The organism is Variovorax sp. AB1(2024) (assembly GCF_037482385.2).
GTDB lineage: Bacteria > Pseudomonadota > Gammaproteobacteria > Burkholderiales > Burkholderiaceae_C > Variovorax.
In genome coordinates this window covers 546,612-568,261 of sequence record NZ_JBBHKP020000002.1, presented here as the reverse complement: position 1 = coordinate 568,261, position 21,650 = coordinate 546,612, and the positions used below count along the sequence as shown (strand labels likewise).

At 67.9% G+C, this 21,650-nt stretch carries 21 protein-coding genes; 8 read left to right on the top strand and 13 right to left on the bottom strand.

The features are described from left to right. Nucleotides 1-7: 7 nt before the first annotated feature. Nucleotides 8-262: a hypothetical protein gene (locus WIX39_RS29590; RefSeq protein WP_409196696.1), complete on the bottom strand. Its 255-nt coding sequence runs from the start codon at nucleotides 260-262 to the stop codon at nucleotides 8-10. A 219-nt stretch (nucleotides 263-481) separates the two neighbouring features. Here WIX39_RS29590 and WIX39_RS29585 point away from each other — a divergent pair, with 219 nt between their 5' ends. Next, nucleotides 482-1,588, top strand: coding sequence for a BMP family ABC transporter substrate-binding protein (locus WIX39_RS29585; protein WP_409196695.1), 1,107 nt, complete (start codon nucleotides 482-484; stop codon nucleotides 1,586-1,588). A gap of 55 nt (nucleotides 1,589-1,643) precedes the next feature. Here WIX39_RS29585 and WIX39_RS29580 read toward each other — a convergent pair whose 3' ends face one another. Genes WIX39_RS29580 through WIX39_RS29545 form a run of 8 tightly spaced genes read right to left on the bottom strand, consistent with a single transcriptional unit; the run spans nucleotide 1,644 to nucleotide 9,720 of the window. Beyond that, the gene (locus WIX39_RS29580; RefSeq protein ID WP_409196694.1) at nucleotides 1,644-2,726 is read right to left on the bottom strand and encodes a CaiB/BaiF CoA transferase family protein; all 1,083 of its coding nucleotides are present in this window, start codon (nucleotides 2,724-2,726) and stop codon (nucleotides 1,644-1,646) included. Continuing rightward, entirely contained in the window at nucleotides 2,723-3,184 is a 462-nt protein-coding gene (locus WIX39_RS29575) for a Zn-ribbon domain-containing OB-fold protein (protein ID WP_409196693.1), read from the bottom strand. The genes WIX39_RS29580 and WIX39_RS29575 overlap by 4 nt, the downstream gene beginning before the upstream one ends. Next, nucleotides 3,181-4,362: a thiolase C-terminal domain-containing protein gene (locus WIX39_RS29570; protein ID WP_285411167.1), complete on the bottom strand. Its 1,182-nt coding sequence runs from the start codon at nucleotides 4,360-4,362 to the stop codon at nucleotides 3,181-3,183. The genes WIX39_RS29575 and WIX39_RS29570 overlap by 4 nt, the downstream gene beginning before the upstream one ends. After that, on the bottom strand, nucleotides 4,359-5,651 hold the full coding sequence (locus WIX39_RS29565; protein WP_409196692.1) for a CaiB/BaiF CoA transferase family protein: 1,293 nt from the start codon (nucleotides 5,649-5,651) through the stop codon (nucleotides 4,359-4,361). Before WIX39_RS29565 ends, WIX39_RS29570 begins: the two co-directional genes overlap by 4 nt. A gap of 11 nt (nucleotides 5,652-5,662) precedes the next feature. After that, complete coding sequence (locus WIX39_RS29560; protein ID WP_409196691.1) at nucleotides 5,663-6,643, bottom strand: Bug family tripartite tricarboxylate transporter substrate binding protein; 981 nt, start codon at nucleotides 6,641-6,643, stop codon at nucleotides 5,663-5,665. Between the two features lie 52 nt (nucleotides 6,644-6,695). Further along, nucleotides 6,696-7,430: a FadR/GntR family transcriptional regulator gene (locus tag WIX39_RS29555; RefSeq protein ID WP_409196690.1), complete on the bottom strand. Its 735-nt coding sequence runs from the start codon at nucleotides 7,428-7,430 to the stop codon at nucleotides 6,696-6,698. 14 nt (nucleotides 7,431-7,444) lie between these two features. Next, the gene (locus tag WIX39_RS29550; protein WP_409196689.1) at nucleotides 7,445-8,398 is read right to left on the bottom strand and encodes a PDR/VanB family oxidoreductase; all 954 of its coding nucleotides are present in this window, start codon (nucleotides 8,396-8,398) and stop codon (nucleotides 7,445-7,447) included. Nucleotides 8,399-8,400: 2 nt separating this feature from the next. Then, nucleotides 8,401-9,720: a Rieske 2Fe-2S domain-containing protein gene (locus WIX39_RS29545; RefSeq protein WP_081268896.1), complete on the bottom strand. Its 1,320-nt coding sequence runs from the start codon at nucleotides 9,718-9,720 to the stop codon at nucleotides 8,401-8,403. A gap of 170 nt (nucleotides 9,721-9,890) precedes the next feature. Here WIX39_RS29545 and WIX39_RS29540 point away from each other — a divergent pair, with 170 nt between their 5' ends. Next, nucleotides 9,891-10,601 (top strand): nitroreductase, encoded by a 711-nt coding sequence (locus WIX39_RS29540; RefSeq protein WP_409196688.1) that lies wholly within the window; start codon nucleotides 9,891-9,893, stop codon nucleotides 10,599-10,601. Nucleotides 10,602-10,641: 40 nt separating this feature from the next. On the opposite strand, the gene WIX39_RS29535 is transcribed toward WIX39_RS29540, so the two are convergent. Further along, on the bottom strand, nucleotides 10,642-11,613 hold the full coding sequence (locus tag WIX39_RS29535) for a Bug family tripartite tricarboxylate transporter substrate binding protein (protein WP_172839873.1): 972 nt from the start codon (nucleotides 11,611-11,613) through the stop codon (nucleotides 10,642-10,644). Nucleotides 11,614-11,761: 148 nt separating this feature from the next. On the opposite strand from WIX39_RS29535, the gene WIX39_RS29530 reads away from it, so the two are divergent. Then, nucleotides 11,762-12,490, top strand: a complete 729-nt coding sequence (locus tag WIX39_RS29530; protein WP_106938179.1) for a FadR/GntR family transcriptional regulator — start codon at nucleotides 11,762-11,764, stop codon at nucleotides 12,488-12,490. Between the two features lie 6 nt (nucleotides 12,491-12,496). Here WIX39_RS29530 and WIX39_RS29525 read toward each other — a convergent pair whose 3' ends face one another. Next, nucleotides 12,497-14,737, bottom strand: coding sequence for an acyl-CoA dehydrogenase (locus tag WIX39_RS29525; protein ID WP_409196687.1), 2,241 nt, complete (start codon nucleotides 14,735-14,737; stop codon nucleotides 12,497-12,499). A gap of 154 nt (nucleotides 14,738-14,891) precedes the next feature. On the opposite strand from WIX39_RS29525, the gene WIX39_RS29520 reads away from it, so the two are divergent. From WIX39_RS29520 to WIX39_RS29500, 5 genes are all read left to right on the top strand, one after another. Next, on the top strand, nucleotides 14,892-15,776 hold the full coding sequence (locus tag WIX39_RS29520; protein ID WP_409196686.1) for a FadR/GntR family transcriptional regulator: 885 nt from the start codon (nucleotides 14,892-14,894) through the stop codon (nucleotides 15,774-15,776). Between the two features lie 135 nt (nucleotides 15,777-15,911). Beyond that, nucleotides 15,912-16,709 (top strand): CoA-transferase subunit beta, encoded by a 798-nt coding sequence (locus tag WIX39_RS29515; protein ID WP_285411173.1) that lies wholly within the window; start codon nucleotides 15,912-15,914, stop codon nucleotides 16,707-16,709. Nucleotides 16,710-16,720: 11 nt separating this feature from the next. Further along, nucleotides 16,721-17,611, top strand: coding sequence for a CoA transferase subunit A (locus WIX39_RS29510; RefSeq protein WP_409196685.1), 891 nt, complete (start codon nucleotides 16,721-16,723; stop codon nucleotides 17,609-17,611). Between the two features lie 10 nt (nucleotides 17,612-17,621). Next, nucleotides 17,622-18,821 (top strand): CaiB/BaiF CoA transferase family protein, encoded by a 1,200-nt coding sequence (locus WIX39_RS29505; protein ID WP_409196684.1) that lies wholly within the window; start codon nucleotides 17,622-17,624, stop codon nucleotides 18,819-18,821. A gap of 37 nt (nucleotides 18,822-18,858) precedes the next feature. Continuing rightward, nucleotides 18,859-19,887 carry a Bug family tripartite tricarboxylate transporter substrate binding protein gene (locus WIX39_RS29500; protein ID WP_081268889.1) on the top strand — a complete coding sequence of 343 codons (1,029 nt, stop codon included), beginning with the start codon at nucleotides 18,859-18,861 and terminating at the stop codon, nucleotides 19,885-19,887. A gap of 71 nt (nucleotides 19,888-19,958) precedes the next feature. Here the strand turns inward: WIX39_RS29500 and WIX39_RS29495 are convergent, their stop codons facing one another. After that, a complete protein-coding gene (locus WIX39_RS29495; protein WP_285411175.1) occupies nucleotides 19,959-20,357 on the bottom strand; it encodes a Zn-ribbon domain-containing OB-fold protein in 399 nt (132 codons plus the stop codon). Nucleotide 20,358: 1 nt separating this feature from the next. Next, nucleotides 20,359-21,528, bottom strand: a complete 1,170-nt coding sequence (locus tag WIX39_RS29490; protein ID WP_409196683.1) for a thiolase domain-containing protein — start codon at nucleotides 21,526-21,528, stop codon at nucleotides 20,359-20,361. Nucleotides 21,529-21,650: the final 122 nt, after the last annotated feature.

Here is a 21,650-nt window from a genome sequence, read left to right as displayed (position 1 = left end):
GTTGCGGTCAGATGCGGTGCGTGCGGCGGGCGTACAACATCGCCAGCGCCAGCCCCGTGACAGCCGCGCCGCCCCATGCAAAGGCCGGGCTGCGAAGCGCGCGTTGCAGGCGTGCGCGGCGCCCCTGCTCCGGGGCTACGCCGGTTGCGGCCTGCTCCTTGGGCGAGAGCGGGCGCGCGACGTTCGGGTTTTCTTCGCCCTCCAGCACGGCTTGCGAAATATCGAGCGGGGTCAGCGAGTCGTTGACGGTGGATGCGGTCATGGTGGCTGGCCTTTCTTTCTTCTCTCGGTGATGAAACTGTGGCCCTAGGCTCGCGCAGCCCGGCGCCGCGGCCCTAAGGCGAAGCGCCGACATTGAAGTAGGCCAATGCCCCGGCCGCGTCGTGGGCGGCGCCCCGGCTTAAAATGCCGCTCCCCTCGCAGCCGGGCGTCCCGGCCGGCTGCGGGGTTTTGCATTTCCGGGGCCATGTAGAGGAACACCATGTACAAAAACCTCGCGGGCCGCGCCGTTCTGGCGTGGGCAGCCGCCTGTTTTTTATCTCCCGCCTTTTCGCAGCCGCAGCAGCAGCCCCCCAAGGCCCCGCTGAAGATCGGCTTCGTCTATGTCACGCCCGTCACCGACGCCGGCTGGGTGCGCCAGCATGAAGAGGGCCGCAGGGCCGTCGAGGCGGCGCTCGGCGACAAGGTCAGGACCACTTATGTCGAGAACGTGGCCGAAGGCGCCGATGCCGAGCGCGTGATCCGCGACCTCGCGCAGCAGGGCAACCGGCTCATCTTCACGCCGAGCTTCGGCTACATGGAGCCGACGCTGAAGGTGGCGAAGGACTTCCCCGACGTGAAGTTCGAGTCCATCACCGGCTACAAGGCCGCGCCCAACGTGGCGACGGCCAACGCGCGCTACTACGAGGGGCGCTACCTCGCGGGCATCGCGGCCGGCCGCATGACGAAGACCAACGTGGCAGGCTACGTCGCGGGCTTTCCGATTCCCGAGGTGCTGCAGGGCATCAACGCCTTCACGCTCGGCATGCGCTCGGTGAACCCGGGTGCCAAGGTGCACGTCGTGTGGCTCAACGAGTGGTTCGATCCGCCGAAGGAGCGCGACGCGGCGATGGCGCTGTTCAACCAGAACGCCGACGTGGTGGCCTTCCACACCGGCTCCACGGCCGTGATGTCCGCGGCGCAGGAGCGCGGCAAGCTGGCCATTGCGTACCACTCCGACATGCGCAAGATCGCGCCCGACGCGCAGATCGTCGCGGTCACGCACCAGTGGGGCGGCTACTACACGCAGCGTGCGAAAGCCGTGCTCGACGGCAACTGGAAAAGCGGCAACCTCTGGGGCGGCGTGAAGGAAGGAATGATCCGCGTGGGCGACTTCGGCACCAAGGTGCCCAAGTCCGTGCAGGACGAAGTGCTGGCGCGCCAGAACGACATCGCCGCGGGCAGGCTGCAGCCGTTCCGTGCGGTGGCGGCCGATGTGCGCGACAACGAGGGCCACGTCGTGATCGCCAAGGGCGCTCAGCTGGGCGACGAGCAGATCCTGAAGATGAACTGGCTGGTGGAGGGCGTGCAGGGGCGGGTGGGGCGCTGAAACACGTCGGCCCGGTGGCGCGACCACCGGTGGCCGCCGGTGCTGGATCGCACCATCATTCCCAACGGCGCAGCACCTGGTCCAGGCCTTGGGCCTGCGACGGCGCCGGTCCTTGAATGTTCGATGGTGTCCGCGAAAAACGCGGCGCTGGTGCGGGGTGTGCCACGCCGTCCACATCGACGAACGCATCGCGCGCGACCTGATGCGGGTGAGCGCGCGCCTCGCCGAGTGCGAGCACCGGCGCGAAGCAGGCGTCGCTTCCTTCCAGCAACGCAGTCCATTCGTCGCGCGTACGGCTCAGGAAGATGCGCTCCAGCTCCGCGCGCAATGCGGGCCAGCGCGCCCGGTCGTTCTGCGCATCGCGCAGGGCGGGGTCAACGCCGAGGCGTTCGCACAGGTCCGCAAAGAACTGGGGCTCGATGGGGCCTATGCACACATGCTGCGCGTCGGCCGTCGCGTAGGTGCCGTAGTACGGTGCCCCGCCGTCCAGCGTGTTGCGGCCGCGCTGCTCGACGAAGGTCCCGCGCAGTGCGCTGCTGGCGAACAGGCTCATCAGCGAGTTCACTCCGTCGGTGATGGCCGCATCGACCACCTGCCCCCGTCCCGAGCGCTTCGTCTCGTGCAGCGCCGCCAGGATGCCCACGACCAGATACAGGCTGCCGCCCCCGTAGTCCCCGACCAGATTGAGCGGCGGCACCGGCGCGCCACCCGGGGCGCCGATGGCGTGCAGGGCTCCGGTCAGCGCGATGTAGTTGATGTCGTGGCCGGCCGACTGCGCCAGCGGTCCGTATTGGCCCCAGCCGGTCATGCGGCCGTAGACCAGGCGCGGGTTGCGCGCCGCGATCACGTCGGGTCCCAGGCCCAGGCGCTCCATCACCCCGGGGCGAAAGCCTTCGACCAGCACGTCCGCGCGGTCCACGAGTTGCAGCACCTGCGCGCGGGCCTCGGGGCTCTTCAGGTCGGCGAGCACCACGCTGCGGCCCCGGCCGGTGATGTCGCTGCGGTCGCCGAGCTTGCGGCCCGGCCGGTCGATGGTGACCACGTCGGCGCCCATGTCGCTCAGCAGCATGCAAGCGAAAGGACCGGGTCCGAGCCCTGCGAACTCGACCACCTTCAAGCCTTCGAGAGGCCCGCTCATGACGCACCCCTCAGCCGCCATTGGAGCAACGAGAACGCCGGTTGCGCTTGCGGGTGATGCTCGTACACACCCTCGACCTCGGCGCCCATGGCCACTGTCTGCATCGGGTCGCCCAGCAGGTTGCCGACCATTCGCACATGGCCGGCGTCGGGCAGCTCGACGAGCACCACCAGGTAGGCGCCCCGCCCTTTCAGGGCCGCATGCGCCGGGTGCCATACACGCTCCCAGCTGAAGATGCGCCCGCGCGGCGCCACCTCTTCCCAGGCCGGGTCGAATGCGTGGCAGCGGTGGCACAGCCACTCGGGGCCGAATTGCCAGGTGCTGCATGCGGCGCAATGCTGCACGCGCAACCGGCCCTCGCGAAGGCCCGACCAATAAGGCGCCGAGAGGCCGTCGGGCTCCGGCACCGGAACCGGCAAGCCGGGCGGCAGGTAGTGCGTGGTCGTCGTGTCGTTCACAGCACGTTCTCCGATGCCAGCAGCAGGTCGCTCACGGGCGTGACCATCGGCCCGCCGATCACCAGGGCCACGTCGCTGCGCCGGGCCTGGCTGGTGGAGGTGCCGCGCACCTGACGCACGGCCTCCAGCACCAGCTCGAAGCCGTGCATGTAGCACTCCGCCAGGTTGCCGCCGCTGGTGTTCAGCGGCAGCCGGCCCGCGGGCGCGAGCAGGTTGTCGAGCGTGAGGAATTCGTTCGCCTCGTCGGGGCGGAAGAATCCGTGTTCGGCCAGCGCCATCGCCACGCCACCGGTGAAGTTCTCGTAGCTTTGCACCACGCCGACATCGGCGGGCGTGATGCCGGCCATGGCGTACAGCTCGGGTGCCACCGTGGTGAAGCTCGCGCTCGCGTAGTCCGGCGCATTGTGGGGAATGGCGCCTGCGCGGTAGCCCGAGCCGGTCGCCGCGCCGAGCAGGTAGGCAGGCTTGCACGCGAAGTCTTTTGCGCGCTCGGCGGCCACCAGCACGATGGCTGCGGCGCCGTCGTTTTCCATGCAGCAGTCGTACAGGTGGAAGGGCTCGCAGATCCAGCGGGAGGCGTCGTAGGTGGCTGCGTCCAGCGGCTTGCCGTGCATCACGGCACGTGGGTTGGCTTGCGCATGATGGTAGGAGGCCATGGCGATGGCGCGCATCGCTTCCTGCCGCACACCGTGCTCGTGCATGAAGCGTTGCACGCGCATGGCGAAGCGTTGCGGCGGCGAGAGCACGCCGTAGGGCATCAGGTAGGCCTTCTCGCCGGAGATGGTGTCCACGCCCTGCACCTGGCCGAAGCGGCCGTTCTGCCCTTGTGCCAGCGCGCGGAACACCACCACGCAATCGGCCAGCCCGGCGGCAATGGCTGCCGCGCCGTTGGCCACGGCCGCGCAGCACCCGCCGCCGCCGCCGCCCCATTGCATGGTCGCGCTGCGCAGGCGGTGTGTGCCCAGCGCTGCCGCCAGGCGCGATGCGTCGCTGCGGTCGTCGCTGTACGAGGCGAAGCCGTCAATGTCCCTCGGGTCGATGCCCGCGTCCGCGCAGGCCGCGATGATCGCCTTCAGCGCGAGCTTGAACTCGGCGTCGGGCGACTGCCCGTGCTTGTAGTAGGGCGTCTCGCCGATGCCGACGATGGCGACACGGCCGCGCAGCGACCTTGGCGTCATGCTGGCGCGCCAGCGGTCTCGTGCCGCACGGCTGGTGGACCGAAGGCGCCGGCCTGGGCCAGCCCTGCCAGCCGGACATCGTCGTAGCCGAGCGCCTCGCGCAGCACTTCATGCGTGTGCTGCCCGACGGTGGGAGCGGCCACCGGGTCGGCGATGGGCGTGCGGCCAAAGCGAATGGGCAGCGCCATGTTGGGCACCCAGCCGACGCCCGGGTGCGGAATGCGCGTGACCAGCCGCCGCTCGCGCGCTTCCGGAGAGCGAATCGCCTCGCCCACCGAGCGCACCTCTCCGCACGGCACGCCGGCCGCGCGCATGCGCGCCTGCCAGTGCGACCACGGCTGCAGCGCAAAGGCTTCGCCCAGGAGCGCAAAAAGTTCTTCGCGCCGCGCGGAGCGCTCGCGTCCGTTGGCGAAGCGCGGGTCGTCGGCCACGTCGGGCCGCTCGATCACTTGTGTCATCAGCCGCTGGAAGATCTTGTTGTTGCCGCAGTTGATGTAGAACGAACGGTCTTGCGCTTCGAACACGCCCGAAGGGCAGGTGTCGGGGCTGGTGTTGCCATGGCGCTGGGGCTCGGCGCCGCTGAACACATGCTGCAGCGTGGCGTAGCCCGTCATCAGCACGGCGTTGTCGAACAGCGCCACTTCCATCGACTGGCCGCGTCCGGTGCGCTCGCGCGCCACCAGTGCGCCGAGTATGGCGTTGGACGCCATCATCGCGGTGCTGATGTCCATCACCGGTGACAACGCGCGCACGCCCTGCCGGTCGGCATAGCCGTTCATCGACACGAAGCCGCTCTCGGCCTGGGCAATGGGGTCGAAGCCCAGGCGGTCGGCAAAGGCACCTTCGCGTCCATAGGCCGAGACCGAGCAATAGACCACCTCCGGGTTGGTCCTGCGGATGCTCTCGTAGTCCAGGCCGAAGCGCTCCATCACGCCGGTGGAGAAATTCTCGACCACCACATCGGCCGTGGCCACCAGCGCGCGCGCCACTTCCAGCCCTTCGGGTGTCTTCAGGTCGAGCGCCACGCTGCGCTTGTTGCGGTTCGACCAGAGAAAGGGCGCGCCCTGGGCGAGCTCGGGGTGTACCGGCGGGTATTGGCGAAAGTCGTCGCCCCGCCCGGGGGCCTCGATCTTCAACACGTCCGCGCCCATGTCGGCCAGCATCATGGTGGCGAACGGGCCCGCGATGAAGTGCGTGAAGTCGACCACCTTGATGCCTTCGAGCGCCTGCGGCGCGCCCGCGGGGCGGGGCGTGTGTTCGGGGAAATCGGTTTCGAGGTTTTCAAGCATGAAGGTGGTTCTCACATCTGTATGTTGGCTTTGCGCACGACCGGGCCCCACTGCGCCATTTCGTCGCGGATGAGCTTCTCGAGTTCCTGCGGCGTGCTGCTGCGCGCCTCGACGTTGCGCTCGGAGAACATCTTTCGCACTTCGGGTCGCGCGACAGCGGTGCTTACCGCGGCCTGCAGCCTGGCGATGACGTCCTGGGGGGTGTCCTTGGGCGCGAGCACGCCGAACCATGCCGAGCTCCTGAAGCCTGGCAGGTCGTCCGCGATGGCCGGCAGGCCCGGCACCGTTTCGGTGGGCTTGAGCGTGCCCACCGCGAGGTAGCGCACCTTGCCCGAATTGACGAGCGTGGCGCCGTCCAGGCCGGTGACGAAGGCGGCCTGAAGCTGGCCGCCGGCAAAGGCCGTCATCATCGGCGCGCCGCCGTTGTACGGAATGTGCTGCAGCTTCAGGCCCGCGGCCTCGTTGAAGTATTCGGCCGTGAGGTGCGACAGCGAACCGTTGCCGACCGAGCCGATGTTCAAGGACGTGCCGTTCTTCTTCGCGTACGCGAGGAACTCCTTCATCGTCCTGGCGGGGCTGTCGGCGGGCACGGCCAGGATCATCGGCGTGATGGCCACGGTGGAGACGGGCCGCAGGTCCTTCAGCTCGTCGTACGGCACCTTGCGCATCAGCCCGACCACGGCGTTGGGGCCGGTGTTGCCGAACACCAGCGTGTAGCCGTCGGCCGGGGCCTTCGCGACGTAGTCCACCCCGATGGTGCCCCCCGCCCCGGGTTTGTTCTCGACGATGACGGTCTGGCCCAGCGTCTCGCTCATCGACTGCTGGATGGTGCGCGCGAGCTGGTCGGTGCTGCCGCCGGCGGCATACGGCACGATCATGCGAATCGGCTTGCTCGGGTAGTTGCCTTGGGCGAATGCGGGCGACACGCCGGCCGCGAGCCACATGCACGCGGTGCACAGCAGGGTGCGTCGGGGGAGGAATGCGGGTTTCATGGTGAGGTCTCCTTGTTTTCGTGAATGCGTGGGCCGTTCGGGTCAGATCGATTCAGTTGCCGAGCACGGTCGACCAATAGCTGCGGGCGCGGCCCATGTGCTGCAGGATGAGCAGCTGCGCTTTGGCCGAATCTCTTGCGCGGATGTGCTCGAACAGCCGGCGGTGGTCGCGCAGCGAGGCCTTGCCTTGTGCCGTGTCCTCGAACATGGCCTGGCGGCGCTCGCCCGTGAACCGGTAGAAGGCATGCAGTACACGCACCAGCACCGAGTTGTGCGTGGCGTCGACCAGCGCGATATGGAACTCGGTGTCGGCGGCGGCGATGTTTCCGTGTTGCAACAGCACTTCTTCGGTACGTCGCAGCACGGCTTCCATGCACTCCAGGTCGGCGTCGGTGCGGCGCTGGCAGGCGAGGCCGGCGGCCAGCACTTCCAGGTGACCGCGCACTTCCATCGTCTCCGCCACCTCCACCGGTGTGGGCGTGCCGCCCATGTCGGTGAGCATCACCAGCGCTTCGAAGCTGGCTTCGCGCTCCACGTGCCGCAGATAGATGCCCGAGTTGGGCCGCGACTCGACGATGCGCAGCGTGACCAGCGTGGCGAGCGCCTCGCGCACGGCGTTGCGGCCCACGCCCAGGCGCTCGGCCAGGTCGCGCTCCGAGGGCAGCCGGTCGCCGGGTTGCAGGCGGCGGTCGCGCAGGTACGCCAGGATGCCGGCAATGGCGCCCTGGCCGGCGTGGCTGCCGGCAGGTTCCTGCGCATCGGCGGAGTGGGCGAGCTTGGTGGCCATGGTGTGCCTGCCGCTCAAAGGTCGAGCACCAGCGTCTTCGAGCGCGCGCCGGAGCAGCAGATCATGATGCTGTCGTTGGCCTGCTTTTCCTCGGCGCTCAGGAAGTCGTCGCGATGGTCGGGCTCGCCCGCGATCACCTTGGTGCGGCAGGTGCCGCACACGCCGGCGGTGCAGGCGTACGGAACGTCGACGGCGTGGTCGAGCAGCGTGTCGAGAATGGTCTTGCCCGGCGCCACGGCAAGGCGCTGGCCGCTGCGCTCCAGCACCACGTCATAGCCGCCTTCGGTGGCCGCCTCGCTGGCGGCGGCGAAGCGCTCGAAGTGCACCGTGGCCGCGGGCCGCGAACCACAGGCTGCGAGGAAGGCGTCGATCATGCGCGCCGGGCCGCAGCAGTACAGGTGCGTGCCCTGTGGCGCCTCGCGCACGATGGCGGCGATGTCGAGCCGGTCAGTGCGCGAAGAGCCGAAGCAGAAATCGACCTCGCGTCCGTCGCCCGCCATGGCGCGCAGTGCGTCGGCGTAGGCGGTCTCGCGCGGCGAGCGGCTCGCGTAGTGCAGGCGCCACGGCCGGCCGAGTTCGCGCAGCCGGCGCAGCATCGACATGATCGGGGTGATGCCGATGCCGCCCGCGATGAACACGGAATGCGCCGCGTCTTCCACCAGGGCGAAGTCGTTGCTCGGCGGCGTGGCGCGCAGGCGGTCGCCCACGCGCGGCGTGGCGTGCATCCACGCAGAGCCGCCCTGGCCTTCGGCGTCGCGCTGCACCGCCACCACGTAGCGGCCGCCGTCGGAGGGTGCGTTGACCAGCGAATAGCTGCGCACCATGCCGTGCGGCAGGTGCAGGTCGATGTGCGCGCCGGCGGTGAAGGCGGGCAGCGCGCAGTCGTTGGCCGAAACGAACTCGTACGACGCGATGCCCTCCGCCTCCAGCCGGATCTGGCGCAGGCGCAGGTCGATGGGAGCGGGCATGTTCATGGCGTGTAGCCGAAGTCGGCGCCCAGCCGCGCGGTCATTGCCTCGCGCCCCGAATCGTTCCACGACTCGCTGGCAGGCAGTGTGAGAGACACCGCGCGCACCATCGGCAGGTCGGGGTCTTCGATGCGCGGCGGGCGCTGCTGGCGCACCGAGAGGTTGCGCACGGTTTCCAGCAGCAGCCGGCGCGTCATGGCGATGCCGGTGTCGCTCATGCCCAGGTGCTCTTTCGATCGGTCGTAGATCGGCGCGACGCCCGACTGGCAGGCCGCGTCCTGCACCCACAACCCGGGCAGGCCGGAGAACCACGTCTTGGTCTGCGCGTCGTAGTTGAAGAGGAACGCGCTCTGCAGGTTGAATTTGGTCCAGTACTTCGCGTAGGGCTCGGTGGGCGGGCGCGGCGCATAGGCGTTGACGCTCGGGTGGCCGGTCTCCCGGCCCGCGTGGCCGTTGTCGAAGATCTTGCGGGTCTTCTCGTAGAACGGCTGCGTCGGGTGGTACGAGAACATGATGCACAGCGTGTGGTGATCGTCCAGCGGCACCCAGGCGTGGCCGCTGAGCTCGGGGTACTGCGACTGCGGCGGTACCAGCGTGTAGAAGGGCAGAAGGAACTGGTTCACGCGCCAGTAGTGCGTGCGCTCGTCGAGCACGCGCTTCGAAGCCACGCTCATGCCGAAGTCCTGCCGCTTGCATTCGAAGGTGGGACGCAGGTCTTTCTTGGCGGTCCAGTCGCTGATGGCGCCCTGCTGGTCGATGCGCCCGTGCAGGATGGGGGCGTGCGCCGAGTCGATCTCGCCTTCCACCGCCTGCAGCCAGTTGCACTCCTGCACGCGGAAGCTCACGTACACGTTCTCCTCAGGCACCAGGTTCCACTCCAGGTTGGGCAGCGGCGGCAGGTTGTCGCGGTCGGGCCCCATGTAGGTCCAGGCGATGCCGTTGCGCTCGCGGCAGGGGTAGTTCTTGATCTGGACCGTGTCCTTCAACCGGCTCTGCGCGGGCTCGGCCGGCGTATCGAGCACATGGCCGTCCACGCCGAACTTCCAGCCGTGGTAGATGCAGCGCACGCCGCAGTCTTCGTTGCGCCCGAAGACCAGCGGCGCGCCGCGGTGCGGGCAGGCATGGTCGATCAGGCCGACGCGGCCTTCGCTGTCGCGAAACGCCAGCAGCTCTTCGCCCAGCAGGCGCACGCGCTGGGGCTGCCCGTCGGCCTGGAGATCGCGGCTGGGCAGGAAGGGAATCCAGTAGAGGCGCATCAGTTGCCCCATCGGGGTGCCGGCGCCGACGCGGACCAGGGTTTCGTTGTCTTCGTGGGAGAGCATGGAAGCAGATTCCTTATGGAGCAGGTGCGGGGCGGACACGGGCCCTGGTTCTGGTGTGTCCACTTTGGAGAACCAAATTGGTAGAACCAATGCTAGCTTTCGGCAACGGGGCCTGTAAAGCTGGAAGATCAATAACCTTTAGAATGGATCAACCATAGGAGTTTTTATCGATGGACCCTGAGACAAGGAATGCGCACGACGCCGCCAATGCCGCGCAGGCCGCCGCCTTCGACGCCGTGCTCGACGCCCGCTACAGCTGCCGCGGCTATCTCGCGGAGCCTGTGCCGCGCGAGGTGATCGACGCCATCCTGCGGGCCGCGCAGCGCACCGCCTCGTGGTGCAACTCGCAGCCCTGGCAGATCGCGGTGACCAGCGCGGCCGCCACCGAGCGCTTGCGCCTGGCCATGGCCACCCCGGAGGCATCGGCCGACCCGTCCTTCGACATCGCGCCCCCCGCCGAATACCGCGGCGTGTACCGCGACCGGCGGCGGGAATGCGGCTTCCAGCTGTACGAAAGCGTGGGCATCGCGCATGGCGACCGCGAAGCCTCGGCACGGCAGGCTGCGTTGAACTTCGGCTTCTTCGGTGCGCCGCACATGGCGCTGGTCACCACCGAGGCGGTTCTGGGCACCTACGGCGTGCTCGACTGCGGCGCATACGTGAGCAACTTCATGCTGGCAGCCCGCGCGCGGGGCGTCGCGAGCATTGCGCAGGCGGCCATCGCTTCGCGCGCGAAGTTCCTGCACCGCTGGTTCGACGTTCCGGAAGATCGCCAGGTGGTCTGCGGAATTTCTTTCGGCTACGAAGATGCGGCACACCCCGCGAACCAGTTCCGCACCTCGCGCGCCACCCTCGGCGAAGCGAGCCGCTGGGTCGACTGAGCGAGGCGGTGGCCCGGCGGCGCGGGCTCTGGAATGACGCTCAGAGCTTGATGCGACCGGAAGCCACCAGCTTCTTGGTCAGCTCCAGCTGCTCGGCGAGAAAGGCCGAGAGCTTGGCCGGGCCCCACCCTGCGGGCTCGAAGCCCAGTTCGAGCAGCTTGGGAGCCACGTCAGGCAACTTGACGATGCGCGCCATCTCGGTCGAGAGCTTGTCGATGATCGCCTTCGGTGTGCCCGCCGGTGCAAACAGCGCGCCGAAACCCGGCATCACGACCTCGGGGTATCCGGCCTCCGCGAAGGTCGGCACGTCGGGATACAGCGGAAACCGGCTCGGGCTTGCGACTGCCAGCGCACGGATTTTTCCGGGGTAGCGGGAAACGCCCCCCAGCGACACGACTGCCGTGTCGATCTGGCCGCCGATGAGGTCCTGCAGCGCGGGCGCTTCACCCTTGTAGGGCACATGCACCGTCTCGATGCCCGCCGTCATGTTGAGCAACTCGCCGACGAAGTTGCCGCCCGATCCGGGTCCGTACGAGCCGTAGGAAATCTTGCCGGGCTTGCTCCTGGCGAGGTCCACCAGTTGCTTCAGCGTCTTGATGTTCAGCGATTCGCGTACCCCGATGGCAATGGGCGTGAGCGCCAGCATGCTGATGGGCGCGAGCTCCGACATTTTGTAGGTCTGGGTGGGTTGGAGCACCAGGTTGCTGATCAGCGCGCTGTAGTTGACCAGCAGCGTGTAGCCGTCGGGTGTGGCACGTGCCACGGTGGCGGCCGCAATGGCACCGCTCGCGCCGGCCCTCGATTCGACGATGCTCGGCTGGCCCCAGGCCTCGGTGAGCTTCTGCCCGATGACCCGCATCATGGTGTCGTGCCCCCCGCCGGCCGCCGTCGGGATGATGAACTTGATGACGTTGTTCGGATAGGCCGGGTCGGCCCAGGCGAACGAGGGCAGGGAGGCGGCCCCCGCGATGGCGAGGCCGGTGGCGAGGGTATGGCGGCGCGCTGGGTTCATCGGATGTCTCCTGGTTTGTCTTTGATTTGCATTGGTTGAACCATAATTAGTTCTGCGACAATGGTCAATCCGCACCTGCCCGGGCAGGCACACTGTCGGCTCCGAGCCCAGCGCTTTCATCGTTCGTGACCTAGAGGAGGAAAAAGCCATGTCGGAAACCACCCCCGTTTTTGCGCCCGTGCGCATGCGCCGCGCATTCGAAGCCATCTGCGACCAGATCCGCCAGCAGCTGGCGGACGGCCAGCTCGCCGCGGGTGACAGGCTGCCCAGCGAAAAGGAACTGTCGGAGCAGTTCGGCGTGAGCCGCAGCGGCGTGCGCGAGGCATTGCGAAGCCTCGAGATGGCGGGCATGGTGGAGGCGCTGACCGGCATCAACGGCGGCTTCTACATCAAGCAATCGCATCCCGACGGCATCACGCAGGCGGTGCGCGACATGGTGGCCCTCAACCAGGTTCCGGTGTCCGACGTGACCGAGGCGCGCATCCTGCTGTGCGACCTGGCGATCAAGCTGGCCTGCGAGCGCGCCACCGACGAAGATTTCGCGGCCATCGAGGCCGACATCGACCGCTTCGCGGAGCTGGTCAGGCAAGGCAAGCCGGTGCGCGACAGCGCGCTGATCACCGAGTTCTACCGGCTCATCGGCCGCGCGACGCACAACGAGGTGATCGTGATGCTGATCGACGCGCTGTCGGAGATATTGCGCGGGCTCATCGCGCAGCTGCAGGCGCCGCACAGCAACGTGGTGCAGGTGCGCCGCAAGGTGCTGCGCCTCATGCGCGATCGCGATGCGGCCAAGGCCAGCGCGGCGTTGGCCAAGCACCTGACTGCGCTGCACCTCCTGCTGGAAGACATGGAGCGCAAGAAGGCGCAGCGCTGAGCCGGTTCAGCGGGGCAGGCCGAGCCCGCGCTGGGCGATCAAGGTTCGCTGGATCTCGTTGGTGCCGATGCTGATCACCCACATCAGCGAATGGCGCAGGTTCTGCTCGATGCGGCCCTGGAGCAGGGCGCCGGGACTGCCTTCCGACAAGGTGCCTTCCATGCCGAGAATGTCGAGTGCCACCTCGCCGAAGCGCTCCATCAGTTCACCCGAGTACACCTTGCTGGCGGCCGCGTCGTGCAACGGTGTTTCGCCGGCGTCCACACGCTCGGCGCAATGCATCATCATCTGGCGCCCCACCTCGATCTGCGACGCCAGTTTGCCGATCTGTTCCCGTACCAGCGGATCCAGCCGCATCGCACGCCCATCCAGCTGCGCGCCGCGGATGTAGTCGCACAGCAGCTCGAAGGCGTGCGCAACCTTCATCACGATGCCCCCGCCGATGAAGCCGCGCTCCGTGGCCAGAGCACCCACCAGCACCTTCCAGCCGCCGTTCAGCTCGCCGACCATCGCGTCGGCGGGAACGCGCACGTTGTCGTAGAACACGTTGGCGAAACTGCCGCCGTACATGGTGGTCGAGGTCTTGACGGTGATGCCGGGCGTGTCCATCGGCACGATGAACAGGCTCAGCCCGGCGTGCGGTGGGCTGGCGTCGGGGTCGGTGCGGGTGGCCAGCAGCATGTATTCGCCCCAATAGGTGGTGGTCCAGATCTTCTGGCCATTGATGACGTAGTGATCGCCGTCGCGCACGGCGCGCGTGCGCATGGAGGCAAGGTCGGAGCCTGAGTCGGGTTCGCTGTATCCCATGCCGTAGATGGCCTCGCCGCGCAGGATCTGCGGGAGGTAGCGCTCCTGCTGCGCCGGCGTGCCGTGCACCTGCAGCATGGCCGCCTGCACGGGGGCGCCGGCACGCGGCGCTTCGGCGCGCTCCATTTCCTCGACGAACGCGAGCTGTTCGAACGCACCCCGCGCCTGGCCGCCGAAGCGCTCGGGCCAGCCCAGTCCGATCCAGCCGGTCTTCCCCAGGTCGCGCGCGAAGTCGCGGTCGTACTCTCGCTGCTTGAATCCCAGGCGGTCGTGCGCTGCCTTGCGTTCACCCGACCAATGCACCTTCAGCCATGCGCGCACCTCTTCGCGGAAGGCGTTGCCCTGGACCCCGAGGTCGTATTCGGGCAGCGCGTGGGGCACCTCGCCCAGGAAGTAGTCGGCAAGGTCCTCCTTGGCACGGCGCATGCCGCCGTGGCGCAGGACGTCGAGATGGACCTGCTTGAAATGCCGCGGCGCTTCGTGCTCTTCGCTGTAGCCGATGGCTCCGAAAGTGTGCTGGGTCTCGAGCGCCACCTGGCGAAGGGTGTCGCCGGCGACGGCGCAGGCGGCGTGCGCGAAGACGCGCCAGTTGCCGGTGCCCAGATCGTGCTGCCGCGCGGCATTGGCCAGCGTGAGCTGCGCGCCCATCAGCGCGATCTGGTTGTTCGCGAGCTTGTGCTGGATGGCCTGGAAGCTCCCGATCGGGCGGCCGAACTGCTTGCGCTCGCCGGCATACGCAACCGCCATCTCGAAGGCGCGCGCGGCGGCGCCCTCGGCGCGCGCGCACAGCGCCAGGCGGCTCATGAGCTGGAGGTCGTCCAGCGCCTGGGCCGATACGGGGAGCAGCGTGGCCGGCACGTCGCGCAGCGTGACGCGGCACATGCCGCTGGCGCCCATGGCCGGCGTGGCGTCGATTCGCACGCCAGGGGCGCCGGCGTCGACCAGCGCGAGGCCCGCGGCGGCCGCCGTGCCCGAGACAGCGACTGCGAAATGGGTGGCGCTGTCCGCCGCCTCCAGGAAAGAAAGCTCGCCGGTCACGCTGCTGCCGGCCAGGGTGGCGCTGCCCGCGCTGCGGTCGCCGTCGAAGGCGCCGAGTGCCAGTACCACGCGCGCCTGCCCGGTGCGCGCCGCTTCGAGCAGCGCGTGCTCGTCGCCAGCCGCGGTGCGCAGGGCGGCCAGATGGAGCAGTGCGATGTGATGCAGCGGCACCGGGCAGGCGGCGCGGCCCATCTCCTCCATCGTGATCACGATCTCTCGCAGGCCGCCCTCGCTGCGATCGCTGCCGAGCGCGGTCAGGCCCTGGTCGGCGAGCTGGCGCCACGCCTCTTTCACGCGTCCGGGGTCCCTCGCCCATTCCACGGCGTTGGCGCAGGGCCAGTGCCTGGACAGGAAGCCTCGCACCGAATCGCGCAGCATGGCGCGTTCTTCGTCACTGGGCATGTCGTGCTGCATCGTAGGATTCTCCTGAAATTCATCAATGGTACAACCATTGTTAATCTATAGGACGGGGGAGTGGACGCTCGGCGGTGCGAGTCCGCGCATTTATCATTGGCTCAAAGGTCCAACTTTTTATGGGTTCTCCGGGAGAAACAACATGAACGCCAAAGAATCGCAAACCACGCAGCCGCAGGCCGCAGCGCCGGTGTCGGCCGCGAGGTTCCAGGTCATCCGCTCGGCGCGAGCCTTCGAGGAAATAGCCCAGCAGATACGCACCGAGCTGGCGCAGGGGCGGCTCAAGGTCGGCACTCGGCTGCCGTCGGAGCGCGCGCTGTCCGAGCAGTTCGGCGTGTCGCGCAACACGCTGCGCGAGGCGCTTCGCTCGCTGGAGCACGCCGGGCTCATCCGGCTGCAGAAGGGGGCTACCGGCGGCGCCTTCATCAGCGGGCGCAGTGGCGACGCGATCGCCACAGGCCTGATGGACATGTATCACATGGGGGCCATCCAGCCCGAGCAACTGACCGAGGCGCGCATCTGGCTCGAGTCGATCCTGGTGCGCGAGGCCTGCGCGCGCGCCACGCCGGCCGACATCGAGGCGCTGAGCAGCAACATCGACGCGGCCGAGGAGGCCACGCGCAACGACGACTTTCCCGCGCGCGCCGCCACCAATCTCGAGTTCCACCGCATCCTGGCGCGAATGACGGGTAACCCGATCATGGTGATCGTGATGAACGGCGTGCTCAACGTGCTGGCGGAGTTCATCGGCCAGGTCGGCCACTACGAGAACGCCTACGTGCTGCCCTCTCGCCGCCGTTTCCTGAAGCACCTTGCCGCACGGGATTCGGACGCCGCGGTGGCGGAGATGGAATCCATCCTCAAGCGACTGCAGCGCAGCTACTTGTCGAAGATCGAGGGCGGCGATGCGCAGGAGGCCGAGGCAGCGCCGGCCGCCGCGAAGACGCGCGCCAGGCCGGCCGCCAAATCCACCGCCAAGCCGGCATCCAAGCCCGCAGCCAAGCCAGCCGCGAAGACGCCGCGCTAGCTGTTCCAGCAGCCCATCGCCAACCGCTCGCCGAAATGCGAGCGGTTTTTTTTGTCCGACCCGAGGCCAATCCCGCTTGACAGCGCGCGACCGAATTTCTAGCATTTAGCAATGGTTCAACCAAAAATAGGTTCTATGACGCAAGACAACGACAAGCCTTCGACGGGAGAGTTGCTCGCCGTGTTGCTGGCGCGTGATTTCGAGGACGGCGAAAAAGTCATCATCGGAACCAACTCCGATATCCAGCTGGCCGCCTGCAACCTCGCGCGAAAAATGCAGGCGCCGCGGCTGTGGTGGATATCGGGCCCCGGCGGCATGGTCAACCCGGTGCGCAACCACCTGCTGTCCACCGCCGACTCGGAGAACATCGAGTCTTCCGAGGCCTGGATGGACCTTCCGAACATGATCGACTTCATCGACTGGAAGATCCACTTCTTCGACTTCGCGATCCTGTCGGCGCTGCAGGTCGACCGTTTCGGCAACATCAACACGGTGGTGGTCGGCGACCAGGCAAAGCCGAAAGTGCGCGGCCCCGGCACGGTCGGCATCAGCGCACTGTGCGGGCTGGCCAAGCGCTTCTACGTGGCGCTCACGCGCCATGACAAGAGCGCCTTCGTGCCCCGCGTGGACTTTCTCTGCGGCCCCGGTCACATGGAAGGCGGCAACTCCCGCGAAGAGGCCGGCCTGCCCGCGGGCGGCCCGAAGCTGGTGGTGTCGCCGCTGGGCGTGTTCGACTTCGAGCCGGTTTCCAAGGCCATGCGCGTGCGCTCGGTGCATCCGGGCGTGACGCTCGAACAGATCCATGCCGCCACAGGTTTCGAGATGCGGGTCGACGGCACGCCGCCCGTCACCGCGATGCCATCCGCAGAAGAGCTCCATCTCCTGCGCACCCACGTCGACACCCGCGGCACCCTTCGCCGCAAATTTCCCTGACAAGGCGCCTCATGAGCAACAAGAGCAAACTGATTTCGCTGGACGAGGCCGTGGCGGTCGTCAAGGACGGGGACCGGGTGGGCCTGGGCGGCTGGATCTTCAATGCACAGCCGATGGCGCTGGTGCGTGCACTCATCCGCAAGGGCGTGCGCAACCTCGACCTGGTCCCCGCGCCCGGCTCCATCGCCCCCGACATGCTGATTGGCGCCGGTTGCGCGCGCAGCACCGCCTGCGTGTTCATCAGCTTCGAGCAGTTCGGCCTGGCCCCGCACTTTCGCCGCCAGGCCGAGGCCGGCACGCTGAAGGTGTACGAACTCGACGGCCCTGGCATTGCCGGCGGCCTGCGCGCCGGCATCTGCGACATGCCGTGGACCGCCATTCCGGACCTGGGCACCGACCTGCCGCGCCACACGCCCGAGCACTATTGGCCCCTGCCGTCGAAACCCGGCGAGCGCAGGATGCTGGCCGCCGCCGCCATCAAGCCGGACGTGTGCCTGCTGCATGCCCAGCAAGCCGACGAATACGGCAACGTGCAGTACCTGGCGACGCCGTTCTTCGACGCCATGCTCGCGCAGGCTTCGCGCCACGTGATCGTCTCGGTCGACCGCATCGTGTCGAGCGACACCATCCGCCGCTCGAACCACCTGACCAAGCTGCCGAGCGTGATGGTCGATGCCGTGGTGGAGGCGCTCTACGGCGCGCATCCCACGTCGTCGCCCTCGCTGTATCGCGCGGACGAGCGCCACCTGAAGGAGTACGTGAAGGCCAGCGTGAGCGACGAAGCCTTCGCCGCGTACCTGAAGCGATACGCCCGCGATGCGGGCACCCACGGTGACTACCTCGATACGCTCGGCGCGTCCCGCCTCGCGGGGCTTGCCGTGTCCGAGTCGAACCTCGCCTGAAAGCCACCCGATGAGCAACACCCCAGCCGCCAAGCCCGGCATCCTGGACGGCGTGCGCGTCCTCGACTTCACCGCGATGATGTCCGGCCCGTACTGCACGCGGCTCATGGCCGACCTCGGTGCCGAGGTCATCAAGGTCGAACCGCCCGAGGGCGACTACATCCGCCTGCGCGCCCCGCGCCGGGAAGGCAGAAGCACCTACTTCGCGCAACTCAACGCCGGCAAGAAGAGCCTGGCGCTCGACCTCAAGAAGCCCGAAGCCATCGCGCTGATCCGCGAGATGGTGTCGAAGTGCGACGTGGTCGTCGAGAACTACCGTCCCGGCGTCATGAAGCGGCTCGGGCTCGACTACGCCTCGCTCTCCGCGCTGAACCCGAAGCTGGTGTACTGCTCGATCTCGGGCTTCGGCCAGGAAGGCGACTGGGCGGGCCGAAGCGCCTACGCGCCGGTGTTGCATGCGGCCAGCGGCTACGACATGGCCAACCTCGACTACCAGGAAGGCGATGTGGAGCGGCCGTTGAAGAACGGCATCTTCGTGGCCGACGTGCTGGGCGGCTCGCTGGCGTTCGGGGCAGTGCAGAGCGCGCTGTTTCGCGCCGCGCGCACGGGCGAGGGCGACCACGTCGACCTGTCGCTGATGGATGCGATGCTCGGCATGCTGGTGTACGAATGCCAGGAGGCGCAGTTTCCGGCCGAGCGGCGCCGGCCGCTGTACCGCCCCACGAAGGCCAGGGACGGTTTCCTGCTGATCGCGCCGGTGAGCCAGAACAACTTCGAGGCGCTGGCGCGCGGCACCGGGCACCCGGAGTGGATCACCGATCCGCGCTTTGCCATCAGCCAGGACCGCGAGCACCACTGGGGCGAGCTGATGCAACTTCTGGACGACTGGGCCGGCCCGCAAAGCGCGGCCGAATGCGAGGCGGCCATGAACGCGGCCGGCGTGCCGTGTTCGCGCTACTTCACCGTGCGCGAGGCGATGCAACTGCCGCCGCTGCAGGAGCGCCAGGCATTCCAGACCATCGACGACGGCTCGGGGCCTTTCCAGGTTCCGAACCCCGCCTTTCGCTTTGCCCGGACCGCCGCGCATGCGCGCAACAGCGTGCCGGCGCTGGGCGGCGACGGCCCCGCGTTGCTCGGCAGCCTGCTGGGCCTGAGCGACGAGCGCGTTGCCGCACTGCGGGAAAGCCGCACGCTGCACGTGCATGGGTGACAAGGGCTTTTTTCGTGAACAAGAACAGGAGACAAGCATGCCGACGATCGAATGGAAGCGTCTTTTCAGACCAAGGGTGAACGCAAAGGCGAAGGCCAGGCTGCTGTGGACCGCGCTGCTGGCCGCGGGCGCGATGGCGTTGCCGCAGGCCGGCATCGCGCAAGCGTCGAGCTTTCCCAACAAGCCGATCACCATCATCGTGCCGTACCCGCCGGGCGGCACCACCGACGTGCTGGCGCGGGTGCTGCAGGAGCCGATGCAGCGCTTCCTCAAGCAGCCGGTGATCATCGAGAACAAGGCGGGTGCCTCCGCGGTGCTGGGCACCAAGTTCGTGGCGAAGTCGCCACCCAATGGCTACACACTGCTCTTCCCCAACAACGGCCTCGTGATCTCGCCGCAGGTGTCGAAGGATGCCGACTATGCGCCGCTGAAAGACTTCGCGCCCATCTCGCTGGTCTCGCTGCAGCCGATGATCCTGGTGGTGAACCCGGCGGTGCCCGCCAAGTCGGTGCAGGAGCTCATCGACTACGCCAAGGCCAACCCCGGAAAGCTCGACTTCGCAACCGCCGGGCCGGCCTCGTTCGGCCACCTGGCGACCGAACTGTTCAGCCGCAGGGCTGGCATCCGGATGACGCACATCCCCTACAAGGGGCAGGCGCCGACCACGCAGGCGATCCTCACCGGCGAATCGAAGGTGCTGCTGAGCACGAGTTCGTCGCAGATGAATGCGTTCATCAAGGACGGCAAGGTGCGGCTGCTCGGTGTTTCTTCACTGCAGCCGTCGCCGTTGGCGCCGGGCGCGCCGCCCATTGCGAACACGCTGGCCGGCTTCAATCCCGAAGTGTGGTTTGGGCTGTTCGCACCCGCCGGTACGCCGCGCGATGTGGTGGCCAAGCTCAACGAGGCCATCGTCAAGTCGCTGGCATTGCCTGAAGTCAAGGAGAAGTTCGAAACCGCCGGCGCCTTTGCGACCGGCAGCACGCCCGAGCAGCTCGGCGCGCGCATCGCCGAGGAATACGGCACCTGGACGACGGTGATACGCGAGGCGGACATCAAGTCCGAATAGGCACCTCGCTTCTTGCACCGGCAAGCAACAAGGGCCGCGACAATCGCGGCCCTTTTGTCGTCCGCGCCCGCTCAGGCAGGCTTGAACATCGGGATCGCGAAGCCGCCTTCTGCCGGCTTGAAGCTGACCTCGACCCGGTCACCGATGCGCAGCGCATCGAGGTCGCAGTCGACGATGTTGGTGAGCATGGTCAGGCCCTCGTCCAGCGTCACGTAGGCGAGCGCATAGGGAATGGGCCCGGCCCGCCGCGTCACGCTCACGCTGTAGATCGTGCCCTTGCCCGACGCGTCCACCCATTCGGTGTCGCCCAGGCAGTAGGGGCACAGCGCGCGCGGATACCAGTGCAGCTTCGCACAGGCGGTGCAGCGCTTGATGCGCAGCACGCCTTCCTTCGCGGCGCTCCAGTAGGCCTCGGTGGCCGCATCGACAATCGGCGCGCCCAACGGGCGCTCTTGGTACATCGTGGTCATTTCAGCTTCTCTCCATGATCAATGTGGCGCTGCCGTGGCGTGAGCCCAGCAGGCCGCCGGTGCCTTGGGCCAGCGCAAGGCGGCAGTCGGGCACCTGCACCTTGGGGTGCGCTTCGCCGCGCAACTGGCGAACCGCCTCGATCACCTTGGTGATGCCGCCGCGGTTGGCCGGATGGTTGTTGCACAGGCCGCCGCCGTCGGTGTTGAACGGGAGCTTGCCGATGCCGGAGATGAGGTTGCCGTCCATCACGAACTTGCCGCCTTCGCCTTTCTTGCAGAAGCCCAGGTCTTCCAGCTGCATCAGCACGGTGATGGTGAAGCTGTCGTAGATCGACGCGTATTGGATGTCCGCCGGCGTCACGCCCGCCTCCGCGAATGCGATGGGGCCCGACACGGCCGCGCCCGAGTAGGTGAGGTCGACCTGCCCGTTGGCCTGGCCCTTCACGGTTTCGCCCGCGCCGAGCACGGTGACGATGGGGCGCTTCAGCGCGCGCGCGATTTCGGGGCGCACCACCAGCAGCGCGCCGCCGCCGTCGCTCACCACGCAGCAGTCGAGCTTGTGCAGCGGGTCGGAGATCATGGGCGAAGCCAGCACCTCTTCCACCGTGACCGGTTCGCGCAGCATCGCATTCGGGTTGTGCTGCGCATGCGCCGCGGCCGCGACCTTGATCCATGCGAGCTGCTCGCTGGTGGTGCCGAACTCGTGCATGTGACGCGCCGCGGCCAGCGCGTACATGTTGACGGTGACGGGCGCATAGGGCATCTCCCAGGGCACGTCCGGCGTGGCCGCGGTCACGTTGCGCGGACCCGTGCCCACGGTGCTGGCCTCGCTGCGCGGGCGGCCGGCCAGCGTGATCAGCGCTACGTTGCACTTGCCCGCGGCAATCGCCTGCGCCGCATGGGAGACCTGGATCAGGTAGGCGGAGCCGCCCGTGTCGGTGGTGTCGACATGGCGCACCTTCAGCCCGAGGTAGTCGACCATGCTGAGCGGCCCGAGGCCGGGCGCGTCGCCAGCGCAGAAGTAGCCGTCGACGTCCTGCAGCGACAGGCCGGCGTCGGCCAGCGCGCCGCGCGCGCATTCGGCGTGCAGCTGCGCCACGGTCTTGTCGGGTGCCTTGCGCGTGGGGTGTTCGAAAGCGCCCGCGATGCAGGCCTGTCGTTTGATGCTCATTGATTGCTCCGTGTTCTTCCCCGTGCGGGGCCATGAAATCGACCGGATCCAGCGTCTCGCAAGGCTTGACGGTGTTTCGGTCTCTTCATTATCATTGGTTCAACCAAAATAAATCAAGACGC

Excerpts from the sequence above, each read along its gene's own strand:
- WIX39_RS29505 (WP_409196684.1), top strand. The coding sequence starts at position 17,622 with ATGAGCAACACCCCAGCCGCCAAGCCCGGCATCCTGGACGGCGTGCGC.
- WIX39_RS29570 (WP_285411167.1), bottom strand. The coding sequence starts at position 4,362 with ATGACGCCAAGGTCGCTGCGCGGCCGTGTCGCCATCGTCGGCATCGGC.
- WIX39_RS29515 (WP_285411173.1), top strand. The coding sequence starts at position 15,912 with ATGACGCAAGACAACGACAAGCCTTCGACGGGAGAGTTGCTCGCCGTG.
- WIX39_RS29565 (WP_409196692.1), bottom strand. The coding sequence starts at position 5,651 with ATGCTTGAAAACCTCGAAACCGATTTCCCCGAACACACGCCCCGCCCC.
- WIX39_RS29550 (WP_409196689.1), bottom strand. The coding sequence starts at position 8,398 with ATGCCCGCTCCCATCGACCTGCGCCTGCGCCAGATCCGGCTGGAGGCG.
- WIX39_RS29495 (WP_285411175.1), bottom strand. The coding sequence starts at position 20,357 with ATGACCACGATGTACCAAGAGCGCCCGTTGGGCGCGCCGATTGTCGAT.
- WIX39_RS29560 (WP_409196691.1), bottom strand. The coding sequence starts at position 6,643 with ATGAAACCCGCATTCCTCCCCCGACGCACCCTGCTGTGCACCGCGTGC.
- WIX39_RS29555 (WP_409196690.1), bottom strand. The coding sequence starts at position 7,430 with ATGGCCACCAAGCTCGCCCACTCCGCCGATGCGCAGGAACCTGCCGGC.
- WIX39_RS29545 (WP_081268896.1), bottom strand. The coding sequence starts at position 9,720 with ATGCTCTCCCACGAAGACAACGAAACCCTGGTCCGCGTCGGCGCCGGC.
- WIX39_RS29500 (WP_081268889.1), top strand. The coding sequence starts at position 18,859 with ATGCCGACGATCGAATGGAAGCGTCTTTTCAGACCAAGGGTGAACGCA.
- WIX39_RS29590 (WP_409196696.1), bottom strand. The coding sequence starts at position 262 with ATGACCGCATCCACCGTCAACGACTCGCTGACCCCGCTCGATATTTCG.
- WIX39_RS29535 (WP_172839873.1), bottom strand. The coding sequence starts at position 11,613 with ATGAACCCAGCGCGCCGCCATACCCTCGCCACCGGCCTCGCCATCGCG.
- WIX39_RS29520 (WP_409196686.1), top strand. The coding sequence starts at position 14,892 with ATGAACGCCAAAGAATCGCAAACCACGCAGCCGCAGGCCGCAGCGCCG.
- WIX39_RS29540 (WP_409196688.1), top strand. The coding sequence starts at position 9,891 with ATGGACCCTGAGACAAGGAATGCGCACGACGCCGCCAATGCCGCGCAG.
- WIX39_RS29490 (WP_409196683.1), bottom strand. The coding sequence starts at position 21,528 with ATGAGCATCAAACGACAGGCCTGCATCGCGGGCGCTTTCGAACACCCC.
- WIX39_RS29530 (WP_106938179.1), top strand. The coding sequence starts at position 11,762 with ATGTCGGAAACCACCCCCGTTTTTGCGCCCGTGCGCATGCGCCGCGCA.
- WIX39_RS29525 (WP_409196687.1), bottom strand. The coding sequence starts at position 14,737 with ATGCCCAGTGACGAAGAACGCGCCATGCTGCGCGATTCGGTGCGAGGC.
- WIX39_RS29585 (WP_409196695.1), top strand. The coding sequence starts at position 482 with ATGTACAAAAACCTCGCGGGCCGCGCCGTTCTGGCGTGGGCAGCCGCC.
- WIX39_RS29510 (WP_409196685.1), top strand. The coding sequence starts at position 16,721 with ATGAGCAACAAGAGCAAACTGATTTCGCTGGACGAGGCCGTGGCGGTC.
- WIX39_RS29580 (WP_409196694.1), bottom strand. The coding sequence starts at position 2,726 with ATGAGCGGGCCTCTCGAAGGCTTGAAGGTGGTCGAGTTCGCAGGGCTC.